General features: G+C 65.3%; 13 protein-coding genes. 4 read left to right on the top strand and 9 right to left on the bottom strand.

The annotated features are described in order from the left end of the window. Positions 1-87 precede the first annotated feature (87 nt). The 3 genes from HNR05_RS14675 (at position 88) to HNR05_RS14685 (ending at position 3646) form a co-directional block, all read left to right on the top strand. Positions 88-1185: an alcohol dehydrogenase catalytic domain-containing protein gene (locus HNR05_RS14675; protein WP_179579821.1), complete on the top strand. Its 1098-nt coding sequence runs from the start codon at positions 88-90 to the stop codon at positions 1183-1185. 68 nt (positions 1186-1253) lie between these two features. Beyond that, positions 1254-2699, top strand: a complete 1446-nt coding sequence (locus HNR05_RS14680) for an APC family permease (protein WP_246318417.1) — start codon at positions 1254-1256, stop codon at positions 2697-2699. A gap of 182 nt (positions 2700-2881) precedes the next feature. Then, positions 2882-3646: a TIGR00645 family protein gene (locus HNR05_RS14685; protein WP_179579822.1), complete on the top strand. Its 765-nt coding sequence runs from the start codon at positions 2882-2884 to the stop codon at positions 3644-3646. Between the two features lie 30 nt (positions 3647-3676). Here the strand turns inward: HNR05_RS14685 and HNR05_RS14690 are convergent, their stop codons facing one another. The 3 genes from HNR05_RS14690 to HNR05_RS14700 all read right to left on the bottom strand — a co-directional run bounded on the left by HNR05_RS14690 (position 3677) and on the right by HNR05_RS14700 (position 10218). Next, positions 3677-4984 carry a glycosyltransferase 87 family protein gene (locus HNR05_RS14690; protein ID WP_179579823.1) on the bottom strand — a complete coding sequence of 436 codons (1308 nt, stop codon included), beginning with the start codon at positions 4982-4984 and terminating at the stop codon, positions 3677-3679. Positions 4985-5291: 307 nt separating this feature from the next. Continuing rightward, positions 5292-8879, bottom strand: coding sequence for a DEAD/DEAH box helicase (locus HNR05_RS17395; protein ID WP_246318418.1), 3588 nt, complete (start codon positions 8877-8879; stop codon positions 5292-5294). A gap of 340 nt (positions 8880-9219) precedes the next feature. Further along, positions 9220-10218 carry an acyltransferase family protein gene (locus HNR05_RS14700; protein WP_179579824.1) on the bottom strand — a complete coding sequence of 333 codons (999 nt, stop codon included), beginning with the start codon at positions 10216-10218 and terminating at the stop codon, positions 9220-9222. A gap of 130 nt (positions 10219-10348) precedes the next feature. Between HNR05_RS14700 and HNR05_RS14705 the strand changes: the two genes are divergently transcribed. Continuing rightward, positions 10349-12529, top strand: a complete 2181-nt coding sequence (locus HNR05_RS14705) for an ATP-dependent Clp protease ATP-binding subunit (protein ID WP_179579825.1) — start codon at positions 10349-10351, stop codon at positions 12527-12529. Between the two features lie 600 nt (positions 12530-13129). On the opposite strand, the gene HNR05_RS14710 is transcribed toward HNR05_RS14705, so the two are convergent. From HNR05_RS14710 to HNR05_RS14735, 6 genes are read right to left on the bottom strand one after another with little or no spacing between them, the layout of a single operon-like run. Beyond that, complete coding sequence (locus tag HNR05_RS14710; RefSeq protein WP_179579826.1) at positions 13130-13669, bottom strand: phage tail protein; 540 nt, start codon at positions 13667-13669, stop codon at positions 13130-13132. A 36-nt stretch (positions 13670-13705) separates the two neighbouring features. After that, complete coding sequence (locus HNR05_RS14715; protein WP_179579827.1) at positions 13706-14206, bottom strand: phage tail protein; 501 nt, start codon at positions 14204-14206, stop codon at positions 13706-13708. Positions 14207-14242: 36 nt separating this feature from the next. Beyond that, positions 14243-14749 carry a phage tail protein gene (locus HNR05_RS14720; RefSeq protein ID WP_179579828.1) on the bottom strand — a complete coding sequence of 169 codons (507 nt, stop codon included), beginning with the start codon at positions 14747-14749 and terminating at the stop codon, positions 14243-14245. A 4-nt stretch (positions 14750-14753) separates the two neighbouring features. Then, positions 14754-15074, bottom strand: coding sequence for a DUF6916 family protein (locus HNR05_RS14725; RefSeq protein ID WP_179579829.1), 321 nt, complete (start codon positions 15072-15074; stop codon positions 14754-14756). Further along, positions 15071-15580: a GNAT family N-acetyltransferase gene (locus HNR05_RS14730; protein ID WP_179579830.1), complete on the bottom strand. Its 510-nt coding sequence runs from the start codon at positions 15578-15580 to the stop codon at positions 15071-15073. The genes HNR05_RS14725 and HNR05_RS14730 overlap by 4 nt, the downstream gene beginning before the upstream one ends. Continuing rightward, positions 15580-16032, bottom strand: a complete 453-nt coding sequence (locus HNR05_RS14735; RefSeq protein ID WP_179579831.1) for a DUF6916 family protein — start codon at positions 16030-16032, stop codon at positions 15580-15582. Before HNR05_RS14735 ends, HNR05_RS14730 begins: the two co-directional genes overlap by 1 nt. Between the last annotated feature and the right edge of the window lie 61 nt (positions 16033-16093).

A 16093-nucleotide genomic window follows, 5' to 3' on the forward strand; every position in this document is an offset into this window, starting at 1 on the left:
GGGCGCACCCACACTTTTTCTCAGTGAATGCCGCGCGGTGGGCACTTACCATCGGCGTATCCCGATTTTCGATCCCAGGAGGATTCCATGAAGGCCGTTGTCTTCCGTGCGCCAGGCCAGCCGCTCGAGTACACCGATGTTGAACTCGCCGCCCCGAAAGCCGGCGAAGTGCGCGTCAAGATCGCCGCAGCCGGCGTCTGCCACTCCGACCTGCACGTCAAGCGCGGCGAATGGGACGCCCCGGCGCCCATGGTGATGGGCCACGAAGGGTCCGGCGTCGTCGTCGAACTCGGCGACGGCGTCACCTCGCTCGCGGTCGGCGACCACGTCGTGCTCTCCTGGGTGCCGCCGTGCGGCGAGTGCCGCTACTGCCGCTCCGGCCATGAAGCCCGCTGCCAGAAGGTCGCGACCGTTGTCGCGCCGCACGGCGTGCTCTTCGACGGCACCTCCCGCCTGTCGCAAAACGGCGAGACGGTGCAGCACTACCTCGGCGTCTCGTCGTTTGCCGAAGAGGTCGTCGTTCCGGCATCCGGCGCCGTCAAGGTGCGCGATGACGCGCCGCTCGACGTTGTGGCCCTCGTCGGCTGCGCCGTGGCAACGGGCGTCGGTGCCGTGCTCAACACCGCCGCCGTCGAACCCGGTTCGACCGTCGTCGTGATCGGCTGCGGCGGCGTGGGCCTCAACGTCGTGCAGGGCGCCCGCCTGGCCGGTGCCGAGCGCATCATCGCCATCGACGTGAACGCCGACAAGACAACGCTCGCCGCCCAGTTCGGCGCTACCGACAGCATCGACGCCTCGCAGGTTGATGCCGTTGCCGCACTCTTCGAGCTGATCCCCGACGGCGTCGACTACGCGTTCGACGCGATCGGCCGCACGTCCACCACCGAGCAGGCCATTCAGATGCTCGGCCTCGGCGGGGCGGCCGTCATCGTCGGCCTGCCGCCGACCGGAGCCAAGGCGTCATTCGAGCCGCTGGTGCTCGCCGAAGCCGACCAGCGCATCCTCGGTTCCAACTATGGCAGTGTGCGTCCGTCGATCGACATCCCCGCACTCGTCGACCGTTACATGGACGGCCAGTTGAAGCTCGATCCGCTCGTGTCGGGACGTCGCCCGCTGTCCGAGGCGGCTGAAGCGTTCGAAGACCTCGAGTTCGGCGGCGCACTGCGCACCCTGCTCATCCCGTAACCCGTGCCGCGCGGCGCTCATCGTCGTGCCCGCCCGCATCCCTTCCTACTCATTGGAGAGTTCGTCACATGTCTACAACCACTCGCACTTCGAGAAAGTCCGAGTCGGCACCCACCGACTCCGGTCTGCGCCGCGGCGTCATGACCGGGCCTGAGCTTGCCGCTCAGGCCATCGCCAACATCGCCCCGACCGCGGTGATCGCGTTCACCGCCGCAGCAATCTACATCGGCGCCGGCAACGGCACGCTGTATTCGTTCATCCTCGCGACGATCGTCATTCTCTGCGTCGGCTACTGCGTCGCCACATTCGCCAAGCGTCACGCTTCGGCCGGCTCGCTCTACACCTACGTCTCGAAGGGCCTCGGCCCGTTCGGCGCCTACCTGGCCGGTGTGGCCCTGATCATCGGCTGCTGGGGCATCGCCGCCGGTTCGCTGGGCGGTTCGATCTCGTACATGAGCCAGTTCCTCATTCTGCTCGGCATTCCCGCCGGCGGCGTGGGCGCTCAGATCGGGCTCGCCATTCTGCTCGGTGGGCTTGCCACGCTGTTCACGATTCGCGGCATCCGGGTCTCGGCCCGCATCTCGCTCGTGCTCGAGCTGGTCTCGGTGACCATCGTGATGGTGCTGCTTGTCATGGCGCTGGTCTGGGCCGGCCCCGCCGCCTGGGACCCGTCGCAGTTCGACCTGACCGGTGTGCCGCTCTCGGGCGTCGCCACGGGGATGGTGCTCGGCATCCTCGGCTTCGTCGGCTTCTCCTCGGCGGATGCCCTGGGTCGCGAAGCCAAGAACCCCTACACCGCAATTCCCCGCGCCATCATGTGGAGCGCCGTGACCGTCGGCATCCTCTACGTCTTCGCCGCCTACACGCAGGTCGTCGTGCTCGGTGAGGGACTGGCCGGCAGCGCCAACCCGCTCGAAGATATCTCCACGCAGATCGGCATGCCGAGCTGGTTCCCGCTGCTGATCACGTTCGGTGTCGGCGCCTCATTCTTCGCCGTCGTCGTCGCGCCGTTGAACGTTGTCGGCCGCATCATCTACGTGATGGGCAAGGAAGGCGTTGTACCCGAGCGCTTCGGCCGCACCCACGAGAGCCACCTCACGCCGCACCGCGTGCTGCTCGTCGCCGGCCCCGCCGCGATCGTGCTCGACATCATCCTGCTGAGCTTCGGCACGCACGCCATGGACATCACCGTCTGGGTCGACACCTTCGGCACCTACGGCTACATGGTCGCCTACTCGCTCGTCGCCATCGCCTGCGTGATCTACACGCGCCGCGAGAAGATGCCGAATGTGCTCGTCTGGATCGCCGCCACCATCGCCGTGCTCAGCATGATCTACGTGTTCATCGCCAACGTCTATCCGATGCCGGCCTACCCGCTGAACGTCATCCCGTACATCTTCCTTGTCGTGATGCTCGCGGCAATCGGCTGGTACGTCTACCTGGCGAAGAAGCGCCCCGAGGTCATCATGAACATCGGAAACACCGAAACCGACCAGCTCGAGGGCATGGGCTAACCGGCTTCGACTCACCGGGCAACTTCCCCGCTCCCGCTCGCGGGTCGAGCGAACGACGCAGCGCCTTCCCTGATTCAGGGGAGGCGCTGCGTCGTTGGCACGGGCGGATGTGGGGCAGATTCACGGTTGTTCAGAAGCATGAATGGTCCGGAGGAATACCTCCGGCCAAATAAAATTAACGGATGACCGCGCCGACGAACCCGCCGACCACCCGTCACTTCCCGCCCCAGAGCCGCTGGCTGCAAAGCGTCGGCTTTCTGATCTTCTTCAGCCGATGGCTGCAGGCCCCGCTCTACCTCGGCCTGATCGTGGCCCAGCTCGTCTACGTTGTTGTCTTCATCACCGAACTCGTGCACCTGGCGCAGGAGGTCTTCAGTGACCTGAGCCACGTCAATGAGTCAGTGATCATGCTCTCGGTGCTCGGCCTGATCGACGTCGTGATGATCGCGAACCTGCTGATCATGGTGATCATCGGCGGCTACGAGACGTTTGTCTCGAAGATCAAGATCGACGGCCACCCGGACCAGCCCGAGTGGCTCTCGCACGTCAACGCCAACGTGCTCAAGGTCAAGCTGGCCATGGCCATCATCGGCATCTCATCGATTCATCTGCTCAAGACCTTCATCGAGGTTGGCAACATGCCTCCCCGTGGGCAGGTCGATACCGGCGAGACTCTCACGGGTGAGCGCTACACCTGGGATGGCGTGCTGTGGCAGGTCATCATCCACATGGTCTTCATCTTCTCGGCTCTCGCCCTGGCCTGGATCGACAAGATCTCCCGTGATGTCGATCACCACGAGATTCCCCACGGCGAGCCGCGGGGCGCGCACTGGACCGGCGCTGAGTCGCAGCATGCGGTCTCGCACCGCGTGTCTCCGGCCAGCCACGAAGCCTCACTCCAGGCTCCCGCCAAGCAAATGCCGGACTTTTCCCACCCGCTGGTCTAGCCGTTCGCGAAATCGGAGTTGTGGTCGTTCTCACGTGTCGAGAACCGCCACAACTCCGATTTCGCGCGTGTGAGGGGCGGGCACGGAGACATTCTCCAGCAGCCAGAGGCTGCGCGATGACCAGAGCAGCATCAGCACGACCAGGGCGTTGCGCAGAGTGAGCAGCAGCACGGCTGCGGGGTCGCCCGCGATCAGCGGCTGGTACGACACCGGGAAGACCAGAGTGGTCAGCAGGCCGATGCCGAGCATGAGGTAGGCCGGAACACGCCAACGCTGCCCGTCGTTGGCGATACCCACGGCCACGATGGGCGCGATCCAGAGCATGTACTGGGGCGACCCGACCTTGTTGAAGACGACGAGCGCGGTGCTGAGCGCCAGGGCGCCCACCAGCATCAGCTGTGTCACGTCGCGGCTGCGCCGCTTGGCCCGCAGAATCAGAGTGAAGATTCCGACCACGGCGAGCAGCATGAGTGGGGTCATCGCGGCGGCCGCGGCTGTGGCACCCGGCCCGGCGACCTCGCGGGTGGCCAGGGTGACGTTTTCGTAGATGAAGCTTCCCGGATGGCCGACCGCGGCCAACCAGACCCAGGGGGTCGAGATCGGCGCTTCGAGCTGGAGCGCCCGGTCGGACTGCATGGTCACGAAACTGGTGAGCGTGGCGAGGCCTCCCAGCGCCCACACCGTGGTGGCGACGGCCGCCGTGACAACGCTCGCCGTGACGATCACGCGCATCCGGTGGCGGCCTGCTGCGATGATGGCCAGCAGAACGGCGACGGGCCAGACCTTGATCCAGGTGGCCACAGTGAGCAGCGCGCTCGCGACGACCGGGCGGCGGGCGAGCAGAACCAGGCCGGCGATCACCAGTGGCGCGGTCAGCCCTTCGAGGCGCAGCAGGGCGACGGGGCTGAGCACGAGGCTGATCAGCAGCCACCACCAGGCGGCGGAGTAGGCACGGCGATTGCGGCCAAAATCGGTCAGCACGGCCAGGGCGCCCGCGTTCAGCACCATGGTCAGCAGAAACCAGAGCAGTTGGTAGAAAGCGGGCCCGGCCAGGCCAGCCAGCGTGATGGGTACGAGGGCGCCGATCGGGTACACCCACGGCATCGAGATGCCCGGCCAGACTCCGCCCTGCAACCCGTTTTCGGCCCAGATTCGATACAGCGGCAGGTCGCCGAGCACCTCCCCGCGAATGATGGTGGGCAGAAGCGCCACGAAGAAGATCGCGTACAACGTGAGAAACCCGCCGCAGAGGGTGCGCGGTTGTGAGAGCCAGCGGCGCCGGCGCCGGGTGAGCAGCTGGGAGACCTGGCTGTCGATCTGGTCGAGAAGAGAAGACATGTCACCCGATTTCACACACGACGAGCATCCGCACTGTTGTGAATCACAAGGATTCCCGTGAAGTCTAAGAACGTGAGGTGAACGCGGGGTTCGCAGAAGCTGGTGAATCGAGGGCGCACTCTGTGAGTGCTCTCAGTGGAGGGAGAGGCTCGCTGCTCCCCAACCATTGGTCGAGCCAGTCGAGACCGCGTGTGGTGGCCGCATGTGTCGACCGCGAGAGTCGGTCGCGGGATCTCGACGAGCTCGATCAGCGGATTCCCGTTGGTCGAGTCAGTCGAGACCGCGTGGGTCGACGTTCAGCGGATGCCTACGCCAGCAGCTCCCGGATGTCTGACGCCGTCAGTCCCGTGGCCTGCACCGCGCCATCCGTCATCACGCTCTCGAACAAGCGCGCCTTCGTTGCCTTCAGCGCCATCACCTTCTCTTCGATGGTGTCCTTCGAGACCAGCCGGTAGACCATCACGTTCTTGGTTTGGCCGATGCGGTGAGCGCGGTCGACGGCCTGCGCCTCGGTCGCCGGGTTCCACCACGGGTCGAGCAGAATGCAGTAGTCGGCCTCGGTCAGGTTCAGGCCGAAGCCACCCGCCTTGAGGCTGATCAGGAACACCGAGGCGGTGCCGTCCTTGAAGTCAGCGATCGCCTTGGCCCGGTTCCGGGTCTTGCCGTCGAGGTAGGAATACGTGATGCCGGCCGCGTCGAGACGTTCGCGCGCCTTACCGAGGTACTGGGTGAACTGGCTGAAGATGAGGGTGCGGTGCCCCTCGGCCACGACATCCTCAAGCAGTTCGAGCAACGCATCAAGTTTGGTCGACGGGATGTCGGCATATTTTTCGTCGTACAGACTCGCGTCGAGGCTGAGCTGGCGCAGCATGGTGAGCGAGCGAAAAATCTCGAACCGGTTCTGGTTCATGTCATCGATCAGGCCCAGCACCTTCTGCCGCTCGCGCTGCAGGTGCATCTGATAGACCTTGCGGTGCTTCGGGTGCAGCTCCAGTTCGAGCACCTGCTCCTGCTTCGCCGGCAGATCGGTGGCCACCTGGTCTTTGGTGCGACGCAGCATGAATGGGCGGATGCGCCGGCGCAGCTGGCCGAGGCGCTCGGCGTCGGCATCCTTCTCGATCGGTTTTTGGTAATAGTCGGCAAACCGGGACGGGCTTGGGAACAGTCCCGGGGCGGTGATCGAGGTGAGCGACCAGAACTCCATCAGGTTGTTCTCAAGCGGCGTGCCTGTGATCGCCAGCTTGAACGGAGTTCTCAAGCGTCTCGCGCAAAGGTGCGCACGGGACTGATGGTTCTTCACGAACTGGGCCTCATCGAGCAGGAGCCCGGCCCAGGTTTCGGCGTTGTACTCTTCGAAATCGAGACGGAACAGGGTGTACGAGCTGATGACGATGTCGGCCTCGGCGATGGCCTCGGCCAGGGCGACGCGGCTCTTGGCCGTGGTCTCGGTGATGGTGACGACGGTCAGATCCGGCGCAAACTTGCGGCACTCGGCCGCCCAGTTGGGCACAACGCTGGTGGGAGCCACCACGAGAAACGGCGCGCACTCCGCCCCGGTTTCGAGCTGGGTCGCGCGCTGCTTGTCGCGCGCATAGGCGACCAACGCAATGGTTTGCAGGGTTTTACCCAAGCCCATGTCATCGGCCAGGATGCCGCCGAGCTGGTTGTCGTAAAGGTAGCTGAGCCAGTCGAATCCGCTCTGCTGATACGTGCGCAGTGTCGCGTGCACCGAGTCGGGAAGTTTCTGGGAAGCGACCTGTGTGGCATCCGTCAGGCCTTCGACGGCGTGACGCCAGGCGGCTGCCTGCGCGGCGACGAGACCGAGCTCTTGCAGTTCCGCCCAGAGATCGGTCTGGAAGCGGCTGATGCCGAGCGAATCGGCGTGCGAATCTTGCAGACCGCGGGCCTCTTCGATGAGGTGGCGCAGCTGCACCAGCTCGGGGCGGTCCAGGCTGAACCAGGTGCCGCTGCCGAGAATGAGCAGTTCTTGCTCGGTGGCGAGGGCCCGGAACAGGTCATCGAACGGAATCTCTTCGCCCTCGATTGACACCGTGACGGCCAGATCGAACCAGTCGCGATCGTCGGCGCGCTCGCTCGTGGCCAGGCTGATCACCGGGGCCTCATCGGCTTCGCGGTAGTGGGGGCCGTCGTCGGGAAGCTGCACCACAACGTTGCCGGATGCCGTCAGCTCGCTCACCGTCGCGTCGAGGAACTCGATCATGCGGGCGCCCGTGAGAGAGGAATGCTCGGCCAGGCGGGTGCGCCCCGCGTGCTGCTCGTGCAGGGTGTCAAACGGTGCAAGCAGAGGGGCGAGCTCGCGCAGAATCTCGGTCTCGCGGGTGACGTCGCGGTAGTCGGTGCCGGCAGATGCCTCGCGCAGTGGCAGCCGGGGGCCGACCGACGCCGGGGTGGCCGGGGCGCGGCGGGCGTCGTGGGCGTCCGCCGTGACGTCGGTGTCTGCCGTAAGGTCGGTGCCCGCCTTGACGTCGGTGCCGGTGGCAAGGTCGGTGCCTGCCGTGACGTCAGTGGCACCGTCGACGACGGCGGGGGGTGCGATGTAGTGCCAGTTCCAGCGCAGGGTGATGGCAGCATCCGTGCGGTGACGAATGTCGAGCACAAGCTGTGGCTGCGCGGTGGCCGGCAGCTGGAAGGAGCCGTCGCGGCAGGTGAGCGCGACCTGCCGGCGCAAAAACGGGTAATAGCCCGCGAGAAAGTCACTCTCGTCGGACGTCGGAACCAGGATGGGGTCGGGGGCGGAGAGCAGCCGGCGCAGCGGTGTATCGACCTTCTGGGCGAGCGGTGCGAGGGTGAGCTGGGTGCCGGCCTGGGAGCCGAGCCGGGCGTCGGCGTGCCGCCACGAGAAAACACCGTGCGCGGGTTGGCCGATGAAGCCGAAGGGGGCGTCCAGGAGCGCGTGGTCGGGCAGGTCGAGCGCGGGCGCGATGCACAGGCCGGTGTCGGTGCGGGAGATGTCCATGGCGACGGTGGCCGGCTGTGTCGAGAGCACGACCTCACTCTGGTCGCGGGCCGTCGTGATGAAGGGCAGTCCGGCGGCGCGGGCCTCGGCGAGCAGATCCCAGAGGGCACGATTGCCGAAATCGTCGAGGTGCATCCACTGCTCGATGTGCACGTAGTAACTCTGCCCGGCCGAGAACAAGGCGTAGAGCGAGCCGAGAATTTTCTGATGTATCGGGTTGAATGAGCCGCGAGCGTAGGCGAGATTGGTCCAGTTGAGGTTTCCGCGAATCCACTTTCCCTGCTTGCCCATGACCATCGGCCGCACGCCCAGATGGTGGGCCGGCCGGCCCGGCAGGAACCGGGTGGAACGCGAGGGCTCGAGCACCTCGAATTGCAGTGCGAGCGGGCTGCCGGTGCTGTGTTCTACGAGGGCGGGCTGGGCGAGTGGGGCGAGCTGGCGCTGCCAGGCTGGAATGGGTTCCGCCCCGGCTTTCGCCGCACGCGAGGTCGCCGTCTTCGGGCGGGCGGACGGCAGCGTCGGCGTTGCGGCTACTGATGCGCCTGCCGCGCCGCCGACTCGGCCGGCCACGGGTGCTGCCGTGGTGCCGCTCGAGGTGGTGGTCGCGCCGTCGGCATCCGTTTCGGGCAGGCTCAAGCTGGCGACCAAGACGGCCGCGACGTGCTTGCAGTTGCCCTTCATCGGGCAGGTGCATACACCGGATGCGCGTGCCACGGCCCCTGAGGCCGTCATCGAGAACGTGACGGTCACCGAGTACGGCGTGGTGCCACTGCCGGCAACCGTCGCGAAGAGCTGGGTGCCGTCGCCAAACCATGTGGTTTCGAGAACGTTGCCGTTGCGGGCGTAGCGCTCACCGCGGGAGAACGCTTGGCTTCCGACGAGGCGGGCGATCTCATGAGTGCCGAGGCGAGGATGCATAAAGCGGCGGGAGTCCAATCTGGCTCAGGTGGTGACCTTCCATTCTCACACGCGGCGAACGCGGGTGTGCTGGCAGCGGGCGGGGTCTGCTCCGGGGTTGGGTGGCCCAGATTGCCATAACTCCTGCAGATTCGACACGTAGGGGCGGGAGTGGGGCTTGTTTCAGGGGATTACGGGCAACCTCGGCGGCAGGGAGCAGGAGTTATGGTCGCGGCTCGCTGCGGAAATTTTGCATTGATGAGCAGTGGCACCGGAAGTGACGTCGACGCCGCGACCAGGCCGCCGGTCAGGGTTCCGTGCCCGAGCGAGGCATCCGGGGTGCGTTGGTGGCCTTCGAGTCTCAGACCTCGTCGGAGGAACGAGTGATGCGGGACACCCCGGTCAGCCAGGGAGATGCGGGGGTGAGCAACGCGGCCGCGCCGATCAACCAGGGAATGGTGAGGGTCACGACGAACACGAACCAGTTCGGCAGCGGCGGGGCGAACCGCAGGAGGAGCCAGAGCACGAGCGGGTGCAGAAGCACAACGGCGAACCCGGCGTAGGCCAGCCGGGTTGCGCCGGCGCTGAGCCGCACGTGCAGCGAGGAGCAGTGCGAGGCCGCGAGACGCGCGAAGAGGCTCTCGGCCACCAGGACCAACCCGAAAGAGATGGCAGAGGCGGTCAGCACGCTCACGCCCGGAGTGCCGTAGTTTCCTTGCTTGAGATCCAGAGGCGCCGAAATCCCGGTCGCCACGAGTGCCGTGCAGGCCAGAAGGAGCACGAACCCGGTGAGACCGGGCTTGAGGATGCGCGGGCGGAGAGCATGGGCGACGGTGCCGAGCATCATGAAGATGAGGCAGGGGAGCGCCGTGCCGATTGCGAGGGGGGTTTGGGCGAGGGTGCCCCCCACGAGATATCCGCAGAGGGAGCCCCCGATCGCGATGGTCCAGACGAGCACTCGGGGTAGACCCCAGATGATGCGAAGCAGCAGCACCGCGGAGAATAGCGCAGAAACGAACCAGAACGTCGTGTACGGCATCGCCGAGTTCTCGCCGTTGAAAAGGGGGCCGAGCAGCCGGGCGAACGTGGTCGTCTCACGCGTCGCATCCAGCGGGACGAACACGACGGCGATGAGGAGCCACCACGACACGTACGGCCGCGCGAGGGTTCGCGTTCTGGCTCGCAGCTCGACACCGAGCGGTCTCTGGGTCGACCAGAAGTAGCCCGCCAAAAAGAAGAACAACGGCACATGCCAGCTGTAAACGAGCGGGCGAATGAGAGGGAGGGCCAGGCTGTGTCCCGCGACGACGGCCGCAACACCGAGCACGCGCACCGCGTCGATCGCTCCAGACCTCGTCACGTTCGGCTCACCCGCTCACTGTGATCACGTGTCGTTGTGGAAAGCCTAGTTCGATGCGCCGGCGGCTGGCGCGCGACCGCAGGTTTCGTTAGACTTGAGCCACCTTGACTCAACTTCGGAGGAGATCGTGATGCAGGCCGGACAGCAACCACCACAAGAAGATGCTAAGACCGCCCTCGAACTGTACGGCGTGAATCTCACCGACATCGCTCGCAGTGGCAAGCTCGACCCCGTGATCGGGCGTGATGCCGAGATTCGCCGGGTCAGTCAGGTGCTCACCCGCCGCACCAAAAACAATCCGGTACTGATCGGCGAACCCGGCGTCGGCAAGACAGCCGTCGTCGAAGGGCTGGCCCAGCGCATCGTCGCCGGCGACGTGGCCGAATCCCTCAAAGACAAGCAGCTCGTCTCGCTCGACCTGGCCGCCCTCGTCGCCGGGGCCAAGTACCGCGGCGAGTTCGAGGAACGCCTCAAGGCTGTGCTCAAAGAGATCGACGACGCCGACGGCGAGATCATCACCTTCGTCGACGAGCTGCACACCCTGATGGGCGCCGGTGGCGGCGAAGGGTCGGTGGCCGCGGCCAACATGCTCAAGCCCATGCTCGCGCGTGGTGAACTGCGCCTGATCGGTGCCACAACCCTCAATGAGTACCGCGAGTTCATCGAGAAGGATGCTGCGCTTGAGCGCCGCTTCCAGCCCGTATTCGTCGGGGAGCCCACGGTCGAAGACACCGTGGCCATTTTGCGTGGACTCAAAGAGCGCTACGAGGCACACCACAAGGTTGCGATCGCCGACGCGGCGCTCGTGGCCGCCGCATCCCTGTCGAATCGATACATCACCGCTCGCCAGCTGCCCGACAAAGCCATCGACCTGATCGACGAGGCGGCGAGCCGGCTGCGCATGGAGATCGACTCGGCCCCGGTCGAGATCGACGAGCTGCGCCGTGGCGTCGACAGGCTGAAGCTTGAAGAGCTCGCGCTAAAGAAAGAGAAGGACGACGCCTCGAAAGAGCGCCTCGGCAAGTTGCGCGAAGACTTGGCCGAGCGGCAAGCCAAGCTGGGCGAGTTGCAGGCCCGGTGGGACCTGGAGCGCGCCTCACTCAACCGGGTCGGCGATTTGAAGGGAAAGCTCGACGCTGCCCGCGGCGCCGCAGATCGCGCGCAGCGCGAGGGCAACCTCGAGAAAGCGTCGAAGCTGCTCTACGGAGAGATTCCGGTGATTGAACGCGAGCTAGCCGAAGCAGAGAAGGCCGATTCGACCGGGCCGCGCATGGTCAACGACCAGGTCACCAGTGAGGACATCGCCGCCGTGGTCGCGATGTGGACCGGCATCCCGGTGGGCCGCCTGATGCAGGGTGAAACCGAGAAGCTGTTGCACCTTGAGGGCGAGCTGGGGCATCGCCTGATCGGCCAGAAGAAGGCCGTCACCGCGGTCGCCGATGCCGTGCGCCGCAGCCGTGCCGGCATCTCGGACCCCGACCGGCCGACGGGTTCGTTCCTATTCCTCGGTCCGACCGGCGTGGGCAAGACCGAGCTGGCGAAAGCACTCGCCGAGTTCCTCTTCGACGATGAAAAAGCCATGGTGCGCATCGACATGAGTGAGTATGGCGAGAAGTTCTCGGTCTCGCGCCTGGTCGGCGCCCCTCCCGGCTATGTCGGTTACGAGCAGGGCGGGCAGCTCACCGAAGCCGTGCGGCGTCGCCCGTACTCGGTGATTCTCTTTGATGAGGTTGAGAAGGCACACCCCGAGATCTTCGATGTGCTGCTGCAGGTGCTCGACGACGGCCGTCTCACTGACGGGCAGGGCCGCACCGTTGACTTCCGCAACACGATCTTGGTGCTCACCTCAAACCTGGGTTCCCAGTTCCTCATCGATCCGGCACTGTCTCCTACTGAGAAGGAGGAGGCCGTGATGCAGATGGTGCGCCAGGCGTTCAAGCCCGAGTTCGTGAACCGGCTCGACGACATTGTCGTGTTCTCGGCGCTCTCGGTCGACGACCTCGGTCAGATCGTCGAGCTCTACATCGACCGACTGCAGCGGCGCCTCGGCGACCGTCGGCTCGAACTGGCCGTCACTCCGGATGCCCGAGCCTGGCTGGCCGAGCGCGGCTACGACCCCCTGTATGGTGCGCGTCCCTTGCGCCGCCTGATGCAGCAGCAGATCGACGACAACCTGGCCAAGGCGCTGCTCGGCGGGCGGGTGCGAGACGGAGACCTGGTGCGCGTCGATCTGGCGAGCGACGGTGAGTCACTCACCGTGGCATCCGCGGCCCGCCCCGACGTTACCGAGGCAGTTCCCGACACTCTCTAGGCCGCCGTTGATCGAGCGTGTCGAGATCTGGTGGCGGAGTCCCGGGTGCGGCTGGCGGGGTCTCGACAAGCTCGACCAGCGGGGCTTTGATCGGCAGAATTGGCGGGCCAATCCCGTTGATCGAGCGTGTCGAGATCTGCTCACGGGGTCTCGACAAGCTCGACCAGCGGGGCTTTGATCGGCAGAATTGGCGGGTCCATCCTGTTGATCGAGCGTGTCGAGATCTGGTGGCGGGCCAATCCCGTTGATCGAGCTTGTCGAGATCTGCTCACGGGGTCTCGACAGGCTCGACCAGCGGGGCTTTGATCGGCGGAGTTGGCGGGTCCATCCCGTTGATCGAGCGTGTCGAGATCTGGTGGCGGGCCAATCCCGTTGATCGAGCGTGTCGAGATCTGCTCACGGGGTCTCGACACGCTCGACCAGCGGGGCTTTGATCGGCGGAATTGGCGGGGTCTCGACAAGCTCGACCAGCGGGGCTTTGATCGGCGGGACTGGCGGGGTCTCGACAGGCTCGACCAGCGGAAACTCGACCAGCGGAAACTCGACCAGCGGAAACTCGACCAGCGGAAGCTCGACCAGCGAGCTGCCGCCCGGGCGGAGCTACCAGCGCGCTGGGAAGATGCCCTGCAGGGCGATGATGTAGTTCATCGTCAGATAAGGCGGAAGGTTGTTGTGCGGCTGGTCGCCGCCGAATGCGCCGAGGGCTTCGCCCGCAAGCGGGACCAGCGTTCCGGCAGCTGGGCTCTGGGCATACGTCTTCGATGCCGCCCGGCCGACGCGGGGCTGGGCCCACACCGCGCCGGCCGGCGACGTGGAGTTTCCGAGCGCCTTCACGGCGTGGGCGCTGTGGTTGTGATTGGGCATCTCGCCGGTGATAAGTGTGACTGCTGCTGATCCCCCCGACTCACCCAGATAGTATTGCGACAATCCCCGACCCTGACCCTGGCCGAGCGGCATCGAGCCCTGCAGGTTGGGCAGGGCGAAGTTCGACGTTCCATTGCCGCCATAGAACGTGCCGATCAGGGAGAACAGCGCCGTGTTCTGTGCAATCGGGAGAATCTGGCCATTGCAGAATGCCCATCCCTGAGGGGCAAAGTTGAACCCGACCAAGCGGATCTCAGCGACGAAGGGATCAGTCATGATTGTTCACTTTCAACCGTTGGAACGAAAGCCGGATCAATTTCGGCTGGGGAAGATGCCCACGATGGCGATGGCAAATGTCAGGGTCAAATAGGGCGGGCGATTTTCGTGTGCTTGGTTGGCGCCCGTGAGTCCCACGGCCGTGCTGGCCATGGCCGCGTTCGGACTCATATTCTGCGCGAACGCGGGCTTGCCGGGCGACGCGAGAGAGCCGTTTGTGGGATCGACGCTATCGGCATTCGCCGCAGCGGTGAGGGTGTGCGAGTGCTTCGGAAGCTCGGCCGGCGTGAGGATGTGCGCGGCTTCTCCGCCGTTCTGTCCTATCGGATGGCCGCCGTCGAAATGCATCGGCAACCGTTCCTGAAGATTGGGTAGGGCAAAGGTTGTCTGACCGTTTCCACCGTAGGTGGTTCCCAGCAGAGAGAAAAGCGCCTGATTTTGGGAGATCGGCAGCAGCTGTCCGTTGCAGAGCGCCCAATTCTTCGGCGCGAACGTGAAGGACATCATGCGAATCTCGCCCAAAAATTGCTCAGACATGGGTGTTGCCTTTCAGAAGAAGTGAGAGCACGGCGATCATGACTGCGACGGGTAAATGCCGAAGAGCGAAATAATGAACTGCACCGCCAGATAGGGCGGCATATTCGGATGCGGCTGGTTACCGCCCGCCGCACCGATGGTGTGCGCTCCGAGCGCGACCAATGCGGCCGGGTCGGTCGTCGTGGAATACGGGGTGTCGGGCCAGGCGGCGGGCAGAGAACCACTGGCCTGCGCGGTTGTGGCAACGGCAGCGGTCATGACCGGGTGGGTGTGCGCCGGAATTTGATTCTGGTTCAGGATGACTTGCTCAACCCCGCCGGTTTGCCCCAGTGCGGAACCCGCTCCCTGGTGCATCGGGATGCGGCCCCGCAGGTCGGGAAGGGCGAAAGTCGACTGCCCGTCGCCGCCATACGTGGGCCCGATCAGGTTGAACAACGTGTCGTACTCTGCGATCGACAGCAGTTGCCCCTCGCAGGACATCCACCCGACCGGAGCGAAGTTGCCTGCGAAGATACGAATCTCGCCAACGTACGGGGTCGCCATGGGTTCAGCCTTCCATCAGGGTGAAGTGAGCGTCGTAGTCGATACCGGCCGGTGTCGAGCTGATCGGTACGACGAAGAGAGCGGCCGGGTCGAACCCGGCTGCCGTGAATGTGAACGTGCCTTGCCCCAGAGGGGTGGCCGCGCTGCCGCGGAAGGTGAGCGAGAACGACAGCCAGCCGCCGGATGCGACCAGCGGGCTGCATCCGACGAGCACGAGTTCAACGCTGGTGTCAGGCTCGGCGCCTCCCGAATCACCCGCGACGGTGAACGTGTCACCCACCCGTGAGGCGAAGTCCTCGTGGCCGAGGGCGGGGGTGTCAGTCATGCGAAAGCCTCCGTGTCGATGCCGGCGACCCAGCGCATCGACAGATAGTGGCCGGTCGTCTCGCCCGGCTCGAAGCCCAGTCGGACATAGAGACGGATGGCCCGATCGTTTTGGCCCCAGACCGAAAGCTCCACGGTGCGCCCCGACGAGGCCGCGCGCTGACAGATCTCGGACACGACCTGGCTGCCGATGCCCTGACCCTGGTGATCGGCCACAACCGCAATATCGACCAGGTGGATGCGCTCGGCAGTCGTGTCGGTGATGACCCGGCCTCGAGCGCGGCCTTCGATGAGGATGATCTCATGCACTGCACGCGGGTGGTGGGCGGTGAGCATGGCAGCCTGGGCGTCGAACTGAAGCGACACGATCTGCTGCACTGCGGCATCCGTGCCCGGCACGTGCGCGAAGTCCGAAGCCCTAGAATCGGCGAAGAGGCCACGCAGGAAGGGTTCATCGGCCGGTCCGGCAGGGCGATATGACACGACGCTGCTGGGAGCGTGGCGCATCACGCCTGCCGATTGACGAGCGCCTGCAGGGTGCGCGTCTTCGATTCGACGCCGACAGGAGAGACGAACAGCTCGGTCGTGGGCACACCCGCGCGGCTGATGCGGTAGATGCCGGGCTGGAATCGAGCATCGGTCGAGGCGAACAGCAAGTTGAAGCGGTCCTCGTCGTCGGGGGTCACGAGGGGGGCGAGATCCTCGATGGCTGCCAGCGTGACAGGAAAGCTGTCCGCCTCTGACGCAGCGGTGAAAATCTTGCCGACGGAGCCGAGAAAGATGGATCGGGCCGGAATGGCGGGCGGGTTGAGTGCGTCGGCCAGAGCCGACAGCGTCGCGCCGACCGTAGCCGGGTTCGCAGCCAAGCTCAGCGCCGTGAGACCGAGGGTTCCGAGCCCGAAGGTGACTGCCGTGCGACGTGAAATGTGCGGCAACAGCAACTCCCGGTAAAAATCCACGACGTATGAATAGAACGTCGGCAATGTTATCTACTGTGAAGCGGAGGAACCACCCCCACTT

Source organism: Leifsonia psychrotolerans, from assembly GCF_013410665.1.
Lineage (GTDB): Bacteria > Actinomycetota > Actinomycetes > Actinomycetales > Microbacteriaceae > Cryobacterium > Cryobacterium psychrotolerans_A.

Excerpts from the sequence above, each read along its gene's own strand:
- HNR05_RS14705 (WP_179579825.1), top strand. The coding sequence starts at position 10,349 with ATGCAGGCCGGACAGCAACCACCACAAGAAGATGCTAAGACCGCCCTC.
- HNR05_RS14710 (WP_179579826.1), bottom strand. The coding sequence starts at position 13,669 with ATGACTGATCCCTTCGTCGCTGAGATCCGCTTGGTCGGGTTCAACTTT.
- HNR05_RS14685 (WP_179579822.1), top strand. The coding sequence starts at position 2,882 with ATGACCGCGCCGACGAACCCGCCGACCACCCGTCACTTCCCGCCCCAG.
- HNR05_RS14715 (WP_179579827.1), bottom strand. The coding sequence starts at position 14,206 with ATGTCTGAGCAATTTTTGGGCGAGATTCGCATGATGTCCTTCACGTTC.
- HNR05_RS14680 (WP_246318417.1), top strand. The coding sequence starts at position 1,254 with ATGTCTACAACCACTCGCACTTCGAGAAAGTCCGAGTCGGCACCCACC.
- HNR05_RS17395 (WP_246318418.1), bottom strand. The coding sequence starts at position 8,879 with ATGCATCCTCGCCTCGGCACTCATGAGATCGCCCGCCTCGTCGGAAGC.
- HNR05_RS14720 (WP_179579828.1), bottom strand. The coding sequence starts at position 14,749 with ATGGCGACCCCGTACGTTGGCGAGATTCGTATCTTCGCAGGCAACTTC.
- HNR05_RS14675 (WP_179579821.1), top strand. The coding sequence starts at position 88 with ATGAAGGCCGTTGTCTTCCGTGCGCCAGGCCAGCCGCTCGAGTACACC.
- HNR05_RS14725 (WP_179579829.1), bottom strand. The coding sequence starts at position 15,074 with ATGACTGACACCCCCGCCCTCGGCCACGAGGACTTCGCCTCACGGGTG.
- HNR05_RS14730 (WP_179579830.1), bottom strand. The coding sequence starts at position 15,580 with ATGCGCCACGCTCCCAGCAGCGTCGTGTCATATCGCCCTGCCGGACCG.
- HNR05_RS14690 (WP_179579823.1), bottom strand. The coding sequence starts at position 4,984 with ATGTCTTCTCTTCTCGACCAGATCGACAGCCAGGTCTCCCAGCTGCTC.